The organism is Belnapia moabensis DSM 16746, from assembly GCF_000745835.1.
GTDB lineage: Bacteria > Pseudomonadota > Alphaproteobacteria > Acetobacterales > Acetobacteraceae > Belnapia > Belnapia moabensis.
The window spans coordinates 1-16199 of the sequence record NZ_JQKB01000088.1; the positions used below are offsets into that span (position 1 = coordinate 1).

The 16199-nt window shown below is 64.4% G+C and carries 22 protein-coding genes and 3 pseudogenes; 15 read left to right on the top strand and 10 right to left on the bottom strand.

Annotated elements, in window-relative coordinates; genetic code table 11:
• A pseudogene (locus EP26_RS33720) lies at positions 1-212 on the bottom strand (IS110 family transposase); the annotation flags it as partial.
• A gap of 75 nt (positions 213-287) precedes the next feature.
• Positions 288-458, bottom strand: a pseudogene (locus EP26_RS35405) (IS66 family transposase); the annotation flags it as partial.
• A 150-nt stretch (positions 459-608) separates the two neighbouring features.
• Here EP26_RS35405 and EP26_RS25785 point away from each other — a divergent pair.
• Together EP26_RS25785 and EP26_RS38710 are read left to right on the top strand one after the other, a co-directional pair.
• A pseudogene (locus tag EP26_RS25785) lies at positions 609-1268 on the top strand (IS6 family transposase).
• 9 nt (positions 1269-1277) lie between these two features.
• Complete coding sequence (locus EP26_RS38710; RefSeq protein ID WP_084112989.1) at positions 1278-1634, top strand: DDE-type integrase/transposase/recombinase; 357 nt, start codon at positions 1278-1280, stop codon at positions 1632-1634.
• 151 nt (positions 1635-1785) lie between these two features.
• Here EP26_RS38710 and EP26_RS25795 read toward each other — a convergent pair whose 3' ends face one another.
• The 3 genes from EP26_RS25795 to EP26_RS25800 all read right to left on the bottom strand — a co-directional run bounded on the left by EP26_RS25795 (position 1786) and on the right by EP26_RS25800 (position 3679).
• Positions 1786-2010, bottom strand: coding sequence for a helix-turn-helix domain-containing protein (locus tag EP26_RS25795; protein WP_052389687.1), 225 nt, complete (start codon positions 2008-2010; stop codon positions 1786-1788).
• A gap of 657 nt (positions 2011-2667) precedes the next feature.
• Positions 2668-3096 (bottom strand): hypothetical protein, encoded by a 429-nt coding sequence (locus EP26_RS35410; protein ID WP_157033783.1) that lies wholly within the window; start codon positions 3094-3096, stop codon positions 2668-2670.
• A gap of 403 nt (positions 3097-3499) precedes the next feature.
• Positions 3500-3679: a hypothetical protein gene (locus EP26_RS25800; protein ID WP_043343059.1), complete on the bottom strand. Its 180-nt coding sequence runs from the start codon at positions 3677-3679 to the stop codon at positions 3500-3502.
• Positions 3680-4394: 715 nt separating this feature from the next.
• Here EP26_RS25800 and EP26_RS25805 point away from each other — a divergent pair.
• Positions 4395-4736, top strand: coding sequence for an Hsp20/alpha crystallin family protein (locus EP26_RS25805; RefSeq protein ID WP_052389688.1), 342 nt, complete (start codon positions 4395-4397; stop codon positions 4734-4736).
• A gap of 23 nt (positions 4737-4759) precedes the next feature.
• Here the strand turns inward: EP26_RS25805 and EP26_RS35415 are convergent, their stop codons facing one another.
• From EP26_RS35415 to EP26_RS25820, 4 genes are all read right to left on the bottom strand, one after another.
• Positions 4760-4930 (bottom strand): DUF3309 domain-containing protein, encoded by a 171-nt coding sequence (locus EP26_RS35415; RefSeq protein ID WP_157033784.1) that lies wholly within the window; start codon positions 4928-4930, stop codon positions 4760-4762.
• A gap of 174 nt (positions 4931-5104) precedes the next feature.
• The gene (locus EP26_RS35420; protein WP_157033785.1) at positions 5105-5464 is read right to left on the bottom strand and encodes a hypothetical protein; all 360 of its coding nucleotides are present in this window, start codon (positions 5462-5464) and stop codon (positions 5105-5107) included.
• A 180-nt stretch (positions 5465-5644) separates the two neighbouring features.
• Entirely contained in the window at positions 5645-7222 is a 1578-nt protein-coding gene (locus EP26_RS25815) for an ISNCY family transposase (RefSeq protein WP_245624522.1), read from the bottom strand.
• Positions 7223-7258: 36 nt separating this feature from the next.
• Positions 7259-7561 carry a hypothetical protein gene (locus EP26_RS25820; protein WP_043343061.1) on the bottom strand — a complete coding sequence of 101 codons (303 nt, stop codon included), beginning with the start codon at positions 7559-7561 and terminating at the stop codon, positions 7259-7261.
• 451 nt (positions 7562-8012) lie between these two features.
• Between EP26_RS25820 and EP26_RS25825 the strand changes: the two genes are divergently transcribed.
• The 12 genes from EP26_RS25825 (at position 8013) to EP26_RS25875 (ending at position 14236) form a co-directional block, all read left to right on the top strand.
• The gene (locus EP26_RS25825; protein WP_043343064.1) at positions 8013-8363 is read left to right on the top strand and encodes a hypothetical protein; all 351 of its coding nucleotides are present in this window, start codon (positions 8013-8015) and stop codon (positions 8361-8363) included.
• A gap of 54 nt (positions 8364-8417) precedes the next feature.
• A complete protein-coding gene (locus tag EP26_RS25830; protein WP_043343067.1) occupies positions 8418-8705 on the top strand; it encodes a hypothetical protein in 288 nt (95 codons plus the stop codon).
• On the top strand, positions 8702-8974 hold the full coding sequence (locus EP26_RS25835) for a hypothetical protein (protein ID WP_043343069.1): 273 nt from the start codon (positions 8702-8704) through the stop codon (positions 8972-8974). Before EP26_RS25830 ends, EP26_RS25835 begins: the two co-directional genes overlap by 4 nt.
• Entirely contained in the window at positions 8961-9170 is a 210-nt protein-coding gene (locus tag EP26_RS25840; RefSeq protein ID WP_043343072.1) for a hypothetical protein, read from the top strand. Before EP26_RS25835 ends, EP26_RS25840 begins: the two co-directional genes overlap by 14 nt.
• Complete coding sequence (locus EP26_RS25845; RefSeq protein ID WP_043343073.1) at positions 9167-9433, top strand: hypothetical protein; 267 nt, start codon at positions 9167-9169, stop codon at positions 9431-9433. Before EP26_RS25840 ends, EP26_RS25845 begins: the two co-directional genes overlap by 4 nt.
• Positions 9430-9921, top strand: a complete 492-nt coding sequence (locus EP26_RS25850; protein WP_043343075.1) for a hypothetical protein — start codon at positions 9430-9432, stop codon at positions 9919-9921. Before EP26_RS25845 ends, EP26_RS25850 begins: the two co-directional genes overlap by 4 nt.
• A 128-nt stretch (positions 9922-10049) precedes the next feature.
• Complete coding sequence (locus tag EP26_RS25855) at positions 10050-10463, top strand: ParA family protein (RefSeq protein WP_052389690.1); 414 nt, start codon at positions 10050-10052, stop codon at positions 10461-10463.
• A gap of 77 nt (positions 10464-10540) precedes the next feature.
• Positions 10541-10828, top strand: a complete 288-nt coding sequence (locus EP26_RS38520) for a ribbon-helix-helix domain-containing protein (protein ID WP_342669131.1) — start codon at positions 10541-10543, stop codon at positions 10826-10828.
• Between the two features lie 496 nt (positions 10829-11324).
• Positions 11325-12401: a hypothetical protein gene (locus EP26_RS25860; protein ID WP_157033787.1), complete on the top strand. Its 1077-nt coding sequence runs from the start codon at positions 11325-11327 to the stop codon at positions 12399-12401.
• A gap of 364 nt (positions 12402-12765) precedes the next feature.
• Positions 12766-12990 (top strand): hypothetical protein, encoded by a 225-nt coding sequence (locus tag EP26_RS25865; RefSeq protein ID WP_043343078.1) that lies wholly within the window; start codon positions 12766-12768, stop codon positions 12988-12990.
• 43 nt (positions 12991-13033) lie between these two features.
• Complete coding sequence (locus tag EP26_RS25870) at positions 13034-13906, top strand: hypothetical protein (RefSeq protein ID WP_043343080.1); 873 nt, start codon at positions 13034-13036, stop codon at positions 13904-13906.
• A 6-nt stretch (positions 13907-13912) separates the two neighbouring features.
• Positions 13913-14236, top strand: a complete 324-nt coding sequence (locus EP26_RS25875; protein WP_043343083.1) for a hypothetical protein — start codon at positions 13913-13915, stop codon at positions 14234-14236.
• A 604-nt stretch (positions 14237-14840) separates the two neighbouring features.
• Here EP26_RS25875 and EP26_RS25880 read toward each other — a convergent pair.
• Complete coding sequence (locus EP26_RS25880) at positions 14841-15767, bottom strand: LysR family transcriptional regulator (RefSeq protein WP_245624523.1); 927 nt, start codon at positions 15765-15767, stop codon at positions 14841-14843.
• Between the last annotated feature and the right edge of the window lie 432 nt (positions 15768-16199).

Here is a 16199-nt window from a genome sequence, read left to right on the forward strand (position 1 = left end):
GTGTGGCCCAGCTTGCCAAGCGCGCGCGCCCAATAATGCGCCCCGCCACAAGCTTCCAGGGCGACCAGACAGGATGGCTGCGCCGCGAAGAACTCGAGCACCTTGGCCCGCATCAGGCGCTTGCGGAACACCACCCGCCCGGTCGCATCCGCCCCGTGTGCTTGAAATACCCGCTTCGCTATATCCAGCCCGATTGTGTTAGCCTGCCCCATGGACGCCTCCCCTGGTGATAGCTTGACACCTTCACCTTGGCACATTGATGCCGTCGGGGGGCGTCCACACCATCAGACCGCGGGGCGGTGCCCGTCCATCATGTCGCGCACGACCGAGGCGGCGCGCGTCGGTGCGGCCTGGTGCACCACGGCCTCCTGGCAGCGGAACACCCAATGGAAGCCGGAGCAACCTTCGATCCGCACGTCGGTTTCGTCGGAGGCCATCACCTCGGCACGGCGCAGCGCCCTTAGGCGCGGCGGAAACGGAGGCCCAGCTGGCCTTTGTCGGCACTGCCAACTTTGCGGTCTCTAGCCGAAACGAAGTGACTGGGTCATGCTGGTGGGATGACATCCGAGCCCGCCACCTATTGAGGATATCGCTTCCCGACCGAGGTCATCAGTCACGCGGTCTGACTCTACCATGCCTTCAGCCTGAGCTCCCGAGACGTCGAACTGCTCGTGGCCGAGCGCGGCATCACGGTCACCCGCGAGAGCATACGACAGTGGTGCCTCAAGTTCGGAGCCGATTTCGCCCGCAAGCTTCGCCGCCGCCGGCCCAAGCCGGGTGACCCCTGGCACCTCGATGAGGTGTTCCTGAAGATCAACGGGAAGCCGCACTACCTGTGGCGCGCCGTCGATCAGCACGGCGTCGTCCTCGATATCCTGGTTCAGGACCGCAGGAACGCCCCGGCAGCTAACCTTTTCCTCAAGCGCCTGCTGGCTGGGCTGAAGTACAAGCCGAAGCGCCTCGTCACCGACGGCCTGCGCAGCTACGGCGTTGCGCACCGTGACATCTTGCCCCAGGTGAAGCACCGGACCAGTCGCTACCTGAACAACCGGGCCGAAAACTCGCACCGGCCGACGCGGCGCCGAGAGCGGCAGATGCAGCGGTTCAAGTCACCGAAGCAGGCGCAGCGCTTCCTTTCATCCCACGCGATGATCTATGGCCATTTCCGTCCGCGGCGGCACTTGATGACGGTTGCTGAGTACCGCGATGCCCGTGCCAAGGCCTTTCGGATCTGGCGGCAGGAGACCTACGTCCAGATGGCCGCGTAAGCACGATGGGTGTCGTGCCACGGATTAAACGCATCCATCAGCCGAACAACTTGGCAATATCCGGCGGACAGGAACCCGGCCTACCCGTGCGCCACGGCGGAGATCAAAGCAGACGACGAGTTGTGGTGCTTCGCTAGGCTACGACAATGTAAGTTTTCGAATAACATGGTGGAACAAGACCACCGGCGTGTGAAACGCCTGGTCAGACCGGGGCTTGGCTTCGGTAGCTTCCGCACAGCGCGACGGACGCTGGCAGGCCACGAAGCGATGGCGGTGATCAGGAAAGGACAGGTTCGGGATATCGGCGGACGCGACATGCGGACCCAAGCCACCTTTGTCGCCGGGTTGTTCCAGGTAGCCGCCTAATCCGAAGCCTGCCACGCCTATTCGCAATGCGCCGCAAACTTCGCAACACAACCGGCCACTTGGTGTGAGCGAGCTTCGACCGGCTAAGGTGGCCCAATAATGCAGATATCGCAGTTCACCTGGCTTTCCACTACATCTGGCGCACGTAGGATCACTTGCCCGTCTTCGTCGCTAGCCGTGCGCCATCGACACTGTTGAACACTACCCCCGCTGCCTCCAGCACCTGCCGCAGCGCTGCAACATGAGCTTCGGACGCGATCCCTCCTCCTCGTTCGTATCGAACGATCTCTGTCGACGGCACCTTGGCTTCGTCGGCCAACTCCGCCGGGGTGAATTCCAGAGCGGCACGCCCCATGCGTAACTGGACCGGCGTCATAGAACCGTATCCAACTTGACCCAATCTATGATCTGCTTGCCGTCTAACCTCCAGCCGTTCGACACCAAAGGAAGTACCGCCGCGAGCGTATCGTCTCGCCGCCTCCATTTTTCCTGAATTGGAAGCACTAGTATCACCACTCGATAAATCTGCATCACCTACCGCCTTCTACGAAATGTCAGCATGCTAAGCACGGCATGGCGGCAATCACGGGCTGCGGCTAAGAGGGCCGAACTACGTCCGACTGCCGTTTGATTTCGAACATACTCGCCGCCTTTTCACGCGTTGTGTCAGGGAAGGTCCTTGAAAGCACATCGTCATGGTTTTTGATTGGAATGGCGATGCGATCCTAGCCCCTGCCTCGACTGAGCAGACGTTAGCGGGCGGCTGGTCTAAGGACGATCCGTTTGACACTTGGCTCCTGTGCAGCTTGCAGGAGTCGTTTAGTGCCTTCATGGCCGAACCACTACCGGACGCTCTGTTGCGGCTGCTCGAAGAAGGCGATGGTCGTGCTTCTCCCGCCTGAATGCTGGAGCGGCGCTGCGTCGCCTCGTCCGGCAGGATCAGCATGCGATGCGGGATGACGATCACCGAACAATAGCATGAGCTCGACCGGTGAAGCGCCTGCAACTCTGTCGGTGTTGTAGAGCGCCTCTGTCAGATGAAGGTCGCTGCTAGAACGGCCGCTGCTAGGAGCATGGCAATGGACCAGCCCATGGATCTTCTGCGCTCGTCCGGCACGGATGGTGTCGAAGTGACGGATTCGCCGTCGCGCGAGGGTAGTAGAGCAACCAGACGTTCAGCGATGATGGCCGCGTCCGGCAACGACCAATGACTGGCGGGCGTCGTCGCAATCACCCGCGCCAAATCGTCTACCGCAACCGCAGTCGGCAAAGTCGCCAAGCGGCCGGCTTCTCGCCACGGGTCAATTTCTAGCCGTGCCAGGGTTGAAAGGACGGTAAGAGTCATGCCGCCCGACTCTTCGCCCACTGGCGCAAACAGAAAGCCATTCAGGTCTGAATGCCCCAATGCATGTACGTCCGTGCCTACCATGCGTACCCCCATGTTCTCTGCCGAAAAAACCATGTTCCATGTCCGTATCCGCCTACCGTACCCAGGCAAGGCCGAGGGCGTTGAGCGCGGTACCGGTGCGTTGCTTAACCCCTGCCAAATCACTAAGCCCGTGCTCTGAGGCCAAGTGACGAAGGGATCAACGTCGTCAAGCACACCGCCCGGAAAGGTTGGAATCCGAGCACTGAACCCGAAGCCGCCCGCCGATGCGTACATCTCATCGAGGGACAGGGAGAAGGTAGGCTGGCAACTCCCGGCTTGGACCTCAGACGGATGCGGCCACCGAGGTCCCGCACTGCCGCCAAATATGGTGCACTGGCCATTTGGCAAACAAGCAATCGGCCATTATGCCGCGCAGCGAGGCTCGGCAGCGCCGGTTTCAGGGCCACCGTCAGACTGACTACTGTCAGAGCACTGTCTACGCTGCACCGGCAATCTTCTGGCTCGCCCAGATTGGTGTGAAGCCCACACTGTCGTAGACGACTAACAGCATAACAACGAGCACCAGCGCGCAGGCTACCAGAGTCAGGCCAAAGCGGTGCCCGGACACATAGCCGATGAAGCGGGTGGGCGTTGCGTGCGATGGCTTCGGTTGCATTGCGATCTCCTTAATCTTTAGCTGTGATGGGTCCGCACTCACCCGATCTACGCGGGCAACCGCTAGCGGGGCCCTCCTTGGCTGCTCTCCACCTAGCCACGTTACGCCGTGGGGTCCGCTATCGGACCCTGATGTGGTCCGCCGACTGTGCACCCCACCGCGACCAAGTTAACGAGCCAGCCACGCCCTCGTGGCGTCTGTCGGTGCTTGCTTCGGTCGTGACCCGGAGCAAGCACCGACGACACTCCCTTCGCTCGGCAGCGAAGTGTTGCCGCGGCACCTCTGTGCCAGATCCAGCGCAATGCACCACATGCTGAGCTGACAGTGGCCAGCACGGCACAAGACAACACGGCAACGCCGAACCTTCCGCCACGCTCGGACTAACATTCCAGTAGGCGCGGGCTCATCCTCATACCGCGATCCACAACCCAGTGGGTCTTGGCCTGATGCTCCAGCATTCCTTCATTCTCGCTCCGCTCCTCGGCTTCGCGATCAGCGGTTTCATCAGCGAGTTTCGGCTTTCTCGGAGGTGTAGTTCCACTATTGTTCGGCCGCACGGACGGGAGCTCAGCGCAGGCCCCCTGCAGCAGCCAATCTGGGTGGTCCAAACCCCTGTTTGCTTAAGGTTGTGATCCGCGCCTGCAATTTACAGCATGCAACAGAAGCACCTTTCCGTGCTCTCAAGCGATCTCTGCCGTCGCCAGGGCAGGGAGGCGTGAGCCGCAAGGACGTGAACATCGAGTTGGAGGAGGGCATGCTGCGGGTCGAGAGCAGAATCAACTTCTCCAAATGCGGCGGCATGGAGACAGTCTACACAGAGTACAATCTTGGGCGCTACGCGCGCTCGTTCGCGCTTTCCGACCGGATGGATCAGGAGCGCATTGTCGCACAGCTTGAGGACGGGGCGCTGACGCTGACCCTGCCCAAGACGGCCGAGGCGCGACCGCGCCGGATCGCCATTGGCCCCCCCTGCCGAAGCATGGGTCGCACCAGGCTGGAGCAAGCGGCCGGGGTTAGGAGTTCTAGCTCACGGCCTTGCTGCTCACGTCTGGCATAAAGGCGGACGGTCACCCACTGCGACTACACGCCGCGGTACCCGCCCCCGAAGATTAGGTAGAGGACTAGCAGCAGCACAAGCAGGCCGAGGATGCCGCCGAAGCCGCGGCCGCCGTAGTAGCCAGATCGGTAGCCGTAGAAGCCGCCGCCACTGAACAGCAGGAGCAGCACCACGATGATCAGGATGACCGACATCCCAAGCTCCCTCAATTGCAACGCGGCGTGAGAGCGCCGTCCCGGGGTAGAAGTTGCGGTCGCGTCGTGGCGGCCCGGCGCCCGCAGCCGGCGCTCCGGCCTGGCGATAGCAGCGGAACCGCTTTGGTGCATGGGTCGACGAGTGGGCGTATCGAACCCTACCCGTGTTCCGCATCATGCGATGCGGACATACTCTGGGCGTCCGAGTTCCAGCATTCGGTTCAGCACTTCGGTGGCGATCGCCACCTTGGTCGCCTGACGCCCGTCAGTTTGGAAGCGTAGACCGTCACCAACAACCCGCTTCCATCGCTCGATGTCGGACTCCGCCAGAGCACGCCAGCCATAGCCTGAGGTCCGCTGCCAGCCCGCGCGGCCGCGCTCGTCCATACATCGTAGATGCGCATCACGCTGCGTCGGCGCGGCTGCGCCGCTTGGCACCGCATTCGCGCGTGGCGGCACGATGACCGCGGCCTCCGGGTGGCGGATTACCACTGCGGTGTGTAGCGCGACGATCTGGATGGAGGCGCGCGTCAATCAGGATGACGCGATGGCGGCACGGCGTTGGGATGATGGCTGCTGGTGATTGTCGCTGGCAAGCGGTCTGATTGTCGCGGCGCGACAATCAGGATGGTTGGTCGTGTTGCCTCATCGGAGGGTGCTCCCGAGCCGGAGCCCGTTGCCTCACGAGCTTGCTCCCGAGGCGTCACTGCTGCCTCACCCTGCCATGCCCGTTGCCTCATCCGCTACACCCGTTGCTGCGACCGGCGCTCCTGTTGCCTCACCATCGCTCCTAGCCCTGGCCTCAGATCCGGCTCCGAACACCAGCTGCCGGGCCGCATCTCCCCGCCACTGCTTCAGCCGCCGCTGCAAGGTCCGCAGTAACGCCTCCGGGTAGCTGTCCGGCAGCTCGGCCTGCAAGCGCGCCAGCAACTCCCGGGCCGTCAGCCAAGGCGAGGCACAGAACCAGTCATGCAGCTGTGCCGTCACCTGAACCAGGGGATCCGGTCGCCGTCGTTCCCTCTTCGCCTTGGGCTTTGGCTGCGCCGTTGGGCGCACCTCACCCTCCCGCCAGGCCGTCCGCAGGCCTTTCAGGAACTCCTCGAGCGTCGGCTGTGTCGGTGCCGCCTGCTCGCCCGTGCCGGTGCGGTCGGCTATCTCCACCAGCCGCTGCTGCGCGGTCCGGATGTCGCGCAGCAGCCGCACCGGATCCAAGCTGGAGGCCATTCTACGCAGGTGTGCCTTGATCTCCTCCGTGACCCGCGGGTCCTCCAGCAGTCGCTGATAGGGCGTGGCCGGGGCGTGGTACCGCTTCCGCACTACCGCGCCGTCGCGCGACTTCTCGGCCAGCTTGAACGAGGGCTGGAAGAAGTTCACGAACAGCCGCACCGACCGGTACAGATCGGCCAGCGCCGCTGCCGCCTCCAAACCTTCGAACCGCCGGTAGCCGACGATCCGCCGCACCACCGCGCCATTCTTCTGCTCGACATGGGCCTGGTCGTTCTTGCGGTATGGCCGGCAACGCGTGAACGCCACCCCAGCCGCCGCGCAGTAGTCGCGGACGGTCTCATTCAGGAAAGCCGTGTCGTTGTCCGTGTCGAAACCCAGCAGCGGAAAGGGCAGCACGCGCCGCACCTCATTCAGCACCTCGGTCACCAGCACCTGCTGGCGTACCAGCAGCGGCGCGCATTCCGTCCAACCCGACGCGATGTCGGTCAGCACCAGCGTCTGCACGTAGCTCCCCCGCGCCGTCGGCCCGCTGTGCCAGACCAGGTCGGCTTCAAAGAAGCCGGGCGCCGGGTCGCCCCAGTCGGAGAAGGTCCGCACCGGCACGCTCCGCCGCAAGGCCGCCGAGGGCGGCGTGCGGCGCCGCGGCGTCCCGCCGTCCGCCGTCCTCACCTCCCGCAGCTGCCGGTCGATCGTCGCCGCGCTCATCGCCAGCACCCCGACCCGCACCTCCGGTGCCAACTGCAGGTGGCCGTGCCGCTCCATCACCTCGACCAACACCGGCAACAACGGCCGTAGCCGCTTGCCGCAGACCCGGTCAGAAGCCTCCCACAGTACGATCAGCGCCTCGCGCATGGCCGCGTCATAGACGCGGTCCCGCCGGCCTCGCCGTGCTGGTGGTCCGGCCCCGCTGCCCCGCAGCAGCCGCATCGCGTGCTTGCGGTGATGTCCCGTCACCGCCACGAACTCGTCAAGGATCCGGCCGCGTTCCGGTCGGCTCGACCGGGCATACCGTTCCGCAACGGCGGCCACCAACTCGTTCCGTGTTGCCATGCTCACCCGCCTCATCTCCGCCCTCGCAGCTCAACGCCACTCGGGAGCGTCTCAGGTGAGGCAACGGCCCCGGCTCAGGAGCAAAATAGGTGAGGCAATGCGCCAACCATCCTGATTGTCGCTGTGCAGGCGCCGCATCTCCGGGGCGACCCGCACCACCCGGAAGCCCTGCTCCTCCAGGTCATAGCGCTGGAAGCCCATTCCGAAGCGTCGCCATAGGTATTGCCAAACGTATTCCGGGTAGGCGGCAACACTGTCCTTGAGCAGGCTTGGCTTATCGACGGAGCCATGCACGGCCACCCAATAGCTGCCAAAGCTGCCCTGGCGCATCTTGGGGTCCTCAGGCAGCGGCATTGCATCCTCCAGAGTGATGCAGTGGGAGCGCGCCAGTCTAGCTCGGCCGCGCTCCCGCCCGTCGCAGCCCCCCGCGGAAAGGACCGCACCACCCAGGCCGTGAGCCCCGTATATGGCCTTTCGCCGGCAGCCGTAACTACGCCAAGCCAGAGCCATATCGTTCCAAGTCTCCTGCACCATGCGGCTGCTACGTGGGCAGCACAGGCCGCGTCCGGCCCCATCAGCACATTCGACCCAAGCGCCACGGCGGCCCGCTGACGCCGAGCCGCTGCTGGAATCGAATCACGACATGCGGGGAGGCGCAAGGCCCAACCGCCGTTACGGCCTTGATTGGTGACTGAGAAGTCAATCTAACATTGATCTTTTCTTCCTCAATTACGCGCGATACGCTGATGTGGTCGGACGCATTAGACCGACCAGCCACCCCTTTTCAGTACAACAGGACTTGCACATGACTGAGACCACCAAGCTGCTCGGCGATGCCGACCGTGCGCTCCAGCCCGACGCGCTGCGTGCCGAATTCCTGCATGTCGCCGACAGCTTCCTCGACACTATCATCGCGGATGTTCATGCGCAGGGCATCGCAACGCCCTTTGCCGATTGGGCCCGCACTCGCATGCATGAGACGTTGCAGCGCACCGTCGATGCCATTGGCCTCGACCCGCGGCCCAACGCCATTGCGCTGATCCGCGAAGGCCTGCGCGATCCCGAGACCCGTGAGCTGTTTCTCGAGGCGCTGACGGAGGATGCCCTGCCGGATGGCACTTTCCGCGTCAGCGGGCCGATCCCCACCCTGCACTAATCGCCTATCCGGCCATTTCAGGCCGGCACCACCCATTTCAGATCGGAATTACCAATGCCCACCTTCGCCAGTGCGGTGGCCGAGCGCTTGCTCGCCCACGATACGACCGGCCTCGATCCTGCGGCTTCGCTTACCTACATCGTCTTCATCCTGGGCCGTGACAACAGCCTCGGCGTCTATCGCACCCGTGCGCCCAACCCCGACATTGCCGGCGACGTGGCGCTCTACAAGGCGGCCTATGAGGCGGATCTCGAGCCCGAGGACTTCCGCCCGCTCTACATCATCGAGAGTGCCGGCGATCTCAAGGTGCTCAAGGCTAACCCGGAGGTGTGGCAGGCATGAACCGCCCCTTCACGGCCGTGCTGTGGACCGATAGCTGCGAGCAGCACATCGTTCAGGTCAACGCCCCCAGCCCGGTGGTGGCTGCCCTGATCGCCCGCGTTTCCCATGCGCGGATGGAGCGGTGCCCGATCGTCGAGGTCGAGGTCGTCTGCGTCGTCCCAGGCCACGGGGCGGTCTACGGCGAGGATGATCTCCAGCCGGCCAACCTCTACTGCGATGAAGAAGACGAGGATGAGGACGGGGAGGAGGGCTGCAATGCGCCTGCATGACCTCCTGCTGGCGCGGCTCGCCCACGCCAAGCGCGGCCTCTACCTGGCGGCCGTCGCCCTCAGCCATGACGACGAAGTTCTGCACGCGATGCCGGACCGGATGCTGCGGCAGCTCAGCCGCGACATCCTGCGCGCTTCGGCCGAGGTCGAAGAAGCCCAGCAGCAGTTGGATCGCTACAAGGTGGCCCGGACATGATCCAGGAAATGCGCATCCAATTCCTGCGCGCGGACCTGGCCCTCAAGGCCGCCACGGCGGGCCTGCTGGCCGTAGCCGACCGGCTGCTGAGCCTGGACCACTGCACCCGCGCACGCCTGCTCCACAACGTCATGCACGCCGGGGCGCAGCGCGAACAGGCTGAGCGCTGGCTGCTGGCCCGCGATCCGCAGTGGCTCGAGGATTGGGCTGCGGTGCGGATCACCCAGGAGGAGATTGACCGCCTGCTCGAGGTGGCCGCATGAGCGCGACCCCAACCATGAATGAGGCGGTCGAGCACCTGCTCCAGCGTGTGCGGGAGCACACGGCATGGACCGCAAATCGCGCGGCCAATCTCGCGGTGGAGCGGGTGCTGCCCAAGGCCGGCTACGAGATCGAGGCCGGGGATAACCTGCTGAACTGGCCTCGGACCGTCCGCATCGGCCAAGCCTATGGCAACGCCCGGCGCATGCTGTGGATCAGGGGGCCGGAGTTCCCCGCCGTGGAGGCGCGTGCTCATGCCTATCGCCCGCGCTTCCGCCGGGAGATTTGGAATTGGGTGCAGGCCAGTTGCCGCTCGGTCGTGCGGCCCTCGCTGCGACTGAGCGAGGTGCTGGATGGGTATCCGACATGGGCCGACGCGAACGGCCGCTCACATGCCCAGCTCTACACCATGGTGCGGGTGACGGTTCATGCGGTGATCGAGTTCGCCGATCCCACCGAGGCCGCGATGTTCCGCCTATTTCATTGCTAACTGCTGCCATTTGAGAGAACCATTATGACCGAACGACCTCCCTGCGTGGTGGAAGGGTGCGACCGCGCTTCCCGCTGCCGCGTCCAAGGCAAAGGGCCCTACTGCTGGACAATGCGCGCAGCCAGGGCGTGCAGCTCGTTATCCTCGACACGCCCCCGACCGCCGACCAGACCGGCGCCAGAGCCGCCAAGGCGTCTGATCTGGTGCTGGTCCCCACCCGGCCCGACTTGATCGACCTGGATGCCGTCAGCGCCTCGATCGAGACAGCAGGGACCACCCCAGCCGCCGTTGTTCTCTCCGCCGTCCCATCCGGGCACCCCAGCGGGGATGAAGCCGCAGCCGCCCTCACGGGAGCAGGGCTGCCCCTCTGCCCGGTGCGGGTCTTCCGGCGGCAGGCATGGCCCAATGCCTTCAACGAGGCCAAGGGAGTGGTGGAATGGGAGCCGAGGGGCAAGGCTGCCGGGGAAGTCGTCGAGCTATGGGAGTGGATCTGCGGCCGGCTGGGAATGTCGGTGAAGCAGATTGAGGGTGAAACAGTTTGACCTCAAAGCCTCAAAGAGGTCGTCATGTCTGAGGGTTTGACCGCATGAGTGGTACTCGCAAGCCTTTGCCGGCCCCGATGGGCACCCGGTTCCGCCCGCCTCCGGCGGAGCCGAGCCCGCCCCCGGCCCCCGCGGCTCCGGCTCCTCCCGCCGCCCCAAAAGAGAAGTATCCGAATCGGATCGGGAAGAAAGCCGTTACCTGCTACACGCCGGAGATGTCCTGGGAGCAACTGCGGGCGCTCTCCATCCGGGAGCGGACGACCACCATGGCCTTGGTCAACGAAGCGTTGAACATGCTCTTTCAGTCGCGCGGCCTGCCCCGGCTGGCGGAGGAGAGCCGCCCGGCCGAGGCCATGACCGAATGACGAAACCCCCAGCAGGGGGTTCGAACCAGAAATTTCTGGTCGATTTTGGCTGAGTTCTAGCAACGGCTTTCGCCGATTGGTCAACCAATCCACGCAGCGGAACGACAAAAATATCCGAACTCAAACGGATTTTTTTGGTCAAATCCGCTGCGATTTCAGTTGACTAGACGATTAAAGATCGCAACGGAGCGGCAGCGGAACGGCATGCCATAGCATGCGATTCTTAGTTGCGAGCGGCTTTCGCACGATGCAGGGTGGGTGACCGTCCGGCTTCTGGGAGTCCCTGGCAGGCCGGGCAGAGCTGTATCCGCCGCCTATCGTCACAAACCCATAGAGGGAAAGGGCTGAGTAACCGGAACACCGATCACCCAGCCACAAACCGTCAGATCTTATGTGAGAATTCGATCATGGCGGAGGCCTACCCAACGCGCAAGCTAGATTTTGCGTGAACGGTACAGGTGCGTCTGGATCGTTCCGGTTCCCCTAGGGAGGGACCGTGAAGTCGCTTTTCACCCTTCTTAACTATCGACCGAAGATGCCGCGCCTTCGCCGCGAGAGCGACGATTGCTGGCCGGACAATAGCCACCTCACGCCCGAGCGTCGGGATGCTCTGGTCGAGCTTTGCGAGGCGATCGACCGTCGGATGAAGCCCTACCTCCAGGCCATGGGCCTGCGGGAAGGACCGCTCACCGGCACCAGCCGGGACCTCTATCGGCGCTTTGTCGAGGAGGCGGCTACCTGGGGGATGCAGCATCGCCCCTGCATGCTCTCCATTGTCGGGCTCGCCGAGCGCCTGGGCTCGAGCCCGGCCACCGTCAACCGGCTCAACATCCGCATGGATTGGGTGGGACTCTACCGGGTCTACAACCGCAACCCAGGCGGGCGGGCGGGGGAGATCGCCAAGGGAAAGCGGCGCGGCACCAACATCTACGTCTTCCCCCTGGTGCCCCGGCCCAACTCGGAGGAGTTCACCCGTCTCGTCAACAAGATGGTCAACTCCGCCATCCTGCGGCTGAAGATGCTGGCCGACGCAATCAAGACGCGCATTGCGGCCGGGGAAACTATCAAAAGCAGACTGCGACGATATCAAGATGCGCTAGGACTCACCCCCTTTGTGAGTCCGGAGTCTGTAATTGGCGCAGCAGCAGCAGCCGACCGCAACGCCCCGGCACGGGCGCACTCGGTCGAGGAGCAGCAGGCCAGCCTTGCCGATTGGGCCGCCCCGGCCCCGAAGACGCCCCCGGCGCCGGTCCAGCGCATGGTCGCACCCCCACCCGAGCACCTATGGAAAGCTCGCCGGGCGTATGACCTGCGGCAGGGCGAGGTGCAGGAGGCGCAAAAGGCTTGGGAAGCCCGCCAAGCCTATGAGGCTCAAAGAGCCAGGGAGGCTCAAGCTGCTCTGGAGGCCAGGCCTCTCCCTACCTTCACCGCCACCTTCCCGGCGCCAAGGCCGGGGGATCTCCTCGCTCTGTCCCGTACCCGGCACCTGCTCGCGGGTTTCGAGGCCAATCTGCGGAAGAAATTCGGCCAGCTCCCGGCTGACTACCAGCGCCCTGCCTGGGCGGGAGGCTGAGCCATGGACCGCGCTCAGAAAACCGCAGAGGCGGCCGATGCCCTCATTGGCATCCTTCTATGGGCCGAGCGGCGCTACCCGCTCCAGCGCCATCCTGGTGAGGGTTGGAGGGCCTTCCTGCGCCGCACCCTGCCGCCGGCAGCACGGGAAACGCTCCAGCAGCTCGAACCGCGCATTGCTCAGGAGGAACGAGGCAATCCGCCAAGCCGACTCAGCTCCGAACGGAGTGCTGGCTCGCAGAGTCGGAGAAGGCGGAGGCCCGTCTTACCTTGTAATACACAGTCCTACGGCGTCTTACCGAGGGAAGGCGTCCTACCCCGTAATACGCAGTCCTACGCTGTTCTACCGACCCCTGGAGGCGTCCATGGCCGGGGATGAGGATGGCGACCCGGAGATCACCGTCTCGGTTCGGATGCCCGCGAGCTTGGCTCGGAACGCCCGCGCCCTTGGCCGGATGGAGCACCACACGTTCAGCCAGGTCATGCGGATGATGTTGGAACGCTATGTTGCTTCGGGGCCAAAGCAGCTCACCTTGGAGGACATGATCCGTGCCGAAGGCCCTAAGCCGAGAAGCAAGGGGCGCAAGTGACCGCAGCGTTGGAGGTGGTATGCTCGTAACGGAGGAGTGCCCGATGGATACCAACGTACTGCCCAGCCCCCCGGCGGAAGGGGAGGCGTCCAGGATTGCGAAGTCCAAGATGCGCCGCGACAGGATCGCCCGTCGCGATGCTCGCCGGGCCGCCCTGCGGCTGGAGCACCCGGATCTATCAGAGGAAGCGCTCATCGAGCTGGACCGGGCGAACATGCGGGCGGTGGAGGCAGAGGAAAGCCGCATCGCCGCAGAGCTTCGCGCGCTCAAGGCGAAGAAGGGCCCGTCGCCCGAGATCGCCGGAAGCGGGCAGGTACTTCATCCCCTTGATGGGTGGCATGTCGTCAAAGACACCTGGGCATTCTGCCGCCAACTCTACCGGCTCTACGGCATCGTGCTGGAGTTCGGCGAGTTCAGCCAACTCCGCAAGGCTGCGACAGCGGTGACCCCAGACGGAACACCGCCAATCTGGCGCGTGGTACATCAACGGACTGGCATTGAGGTATGCCTTCGGCTCAGCCACAGGGGGATGCCATCCACCTGCCTGCCCTATTCCCGCGATGCCGAAGACGCGAAGCGGGTTGCGATCGAGATGCGGAAGGCCCGTCAGGAGGAAAAGGCCGCTCGCGCCGCAGAGGAATTCCGAGCCGCCATCGCCGTGAGGGAGGCCCGTGCCGCGGAGAAGGCGGCCCGCAAGGCGGGCGAAAAGGCAGCGGGGAAGCCGGCAAAGACGGCCGCTACTCCGCCCCCTGCGGCCAAGCCCAGGGCGCCAGTCGTGCCCCTGGTGCCCGCTGGGCCGGTCCAGGTCGTCACCGAAGGCACCACGCTGCGGCTGGTGGGGGCGCTCAAGCCGAAGGTGGCACCGCCGCCGCCGCCCCGGCTGGAGCCCGCCCCGCGAAGACAAGGACGCAAGTGAGGAGCCGTGCGCACCTACCCGGACAAGGACACCTTTGACCGCGAGCTGGACCGCCTGACCGGCCTATGCGTCCAGTTCAAGGTGCGGGCGCAGGCGCAGGGCGTCGAGATCGAGACGGTCCTCCACCGTACCGCCGCAGAGGGCGAGATCGACCCGGAGGACTACGAGATGGTGCGGCTGCCCTTGGGGGCGACCGGGGCGCGTAATTTCCGTCATTCGTGCGTTGACGGTCCGGCCGGATACGCAGCAGAACTATGCCCTTCGACGAAGGGTGTTCCCCGCTATGCGGGGATGTGCCGCCCTAGCGCCGCTTCCGGGGCTTGGCGCTGAGCTTCGGCGGTGTAGGGTCGCCGACTTCAAAGGCGATCCTTGGCCTGCTGGCTGTCGGCGCCACGACGACACGGAAGTTGCCCGAAACGCGGACGTATCGGCCGAGTGCGCGACCAATCCAGCGTAGGGCAATGAGCAGACATGCAGTGAGCAGTTCGGGCGGCACCGATGTGGTCCTTACAACGCCAGCGAGCCCTCGGAGAGGGAGCGGTATGGAGAGGGAAGGACGCGTTCTGTCGGTGCCTGAAAGAGACAGTCTGGTTCAGCAACAGCGTTCAAAAGCTGTCCTGAGCATCGCCTGTCTCGGTCGGTGCGTGCGTTAGCGTCTGCGCGTTATGTAGAGCGCCGCTGCCGCGAATACAAGGTCGTCTGCGGTTGACCAAGTGCTGGCCCGGCATCTGACCGCGATCATACCCGGGAAAAAGGCAAGCCCAGCCATCTTGTGGTAAGCGGGGCCCGACGCAAATGAGCACCTACCAGTCGCAGCCGGCTCCCGTACGCCTCACGGCTACAATTTTGTTCGACCAAAACGGGGCGCCGCGTGTCCCCTGACCCGATACCCGGTATTTGTGCGCGTTTCGGGATTGCTGGGCAGGGGTCAAGCTTAGCCAAAGATCAGCGTGTCCCAAGGGGCGGGTGATGGAAAAATCCCGTCGAGAAAGGCGAGGAACGCCTTGACGTTAGGGCTGCCGCGTCGGCTTTCCGGCCACAGTGCCGTCATCACCGACCGCTCGACAGCGAACTCCCGTAGGATCGGCACGAGTGCACCGCGCTCCACGTGAGATGCGGCCAAATAGGTCGGCGAAATGCCGACGCCGCCGCCAGCCGCCAGCGTTGCGGCCACACCATCACTCGCATCGAGAATCATCCACGGCTCCGGCGTGATCTCGACGACACGCTCGCCGATGCGGAAGGGCCAGCGCAGCGCCTGGCCTGAACTCTGGTAGCGGAAGTTCACGCAGTCATGGTGGATGAGATCATCCGGGTGCTTCGGCATGCCCCGACGTTCAAGGTAGGCCGGTGAGGCAAAGGCGCAGACACGGTGTGGCGCGAGTTGGCGTGAAATCAGGCGTGAGTCGGCAAGATTTCCGACCCGGATTGCGACATCGATGCCTTCTTCGATGAGGTCCACCATGCGATCGCTAAGGCGCAAGTCGACCAATAGCTTCGGGTAGCGACGCTGAAATCTGGGAAGCGCCGGGGCGAGTAGATGCACGCCAATCGGCAGGGGCGCCGCGACTTTGAGGAGGCCTGCCGGCTCTGAGCGTGCCGCGACTGCAGCCTGCTCGATCTCCTCGGCTTCCCGCAGCAGTCGCAGCGCTCGTTCGTGGAGGTCGCGTCCCTCCGGTGTCAGGGAGAGCGAGCGCGTAGTCCGGGTGAACAGGCGAAGACCAAGGCGCTGCTCGAGACGCTGGACGCTTTTGCTAACCGCCGAAGGTGAGACGCCCAGGACCCGTGCCGCAGCCGTATAGCTGCCGAGTGAGGCCGATCGCGTGAAGGCCACGATCCCGGTGAGGCTATCGAGACTCATTTGTTCCATCGTGGCACAACTAAAGCGAAGTAGAGCGCGATTTTCAAGCTCACTGGCATGCTTCAGCCTCCCGCTCACCGTCGCCGTGACGACGTCGAAGCAAGAGGCCATCCATGAGCCATCTGTGGACGCCCCCTTCAGGGCAAGGGAAAACTTCAGGATTGCCGTGACGCGTAGTCGGATGCTGCCATCTGTCCGGCCTCTTTTGCGGCCATGGACCGCCGGCCTGCATGGGAGTTCGCGGATCGGGTCCACATCAGACCGGCGTACTCGAGGTACGTTGGCTCTACCTGGTTCTCCCGACCCCGTCTCACCGACTGTTGCGCCATGACCTCCTTGCGCTCGCCCTACGCCTCGGTGGCTGCCGGCCGTGGCGGACTTACGCCGCCACAGCCGGAGCCTTGTACGTGCCGCCCTTGACCAGCAGAGCCC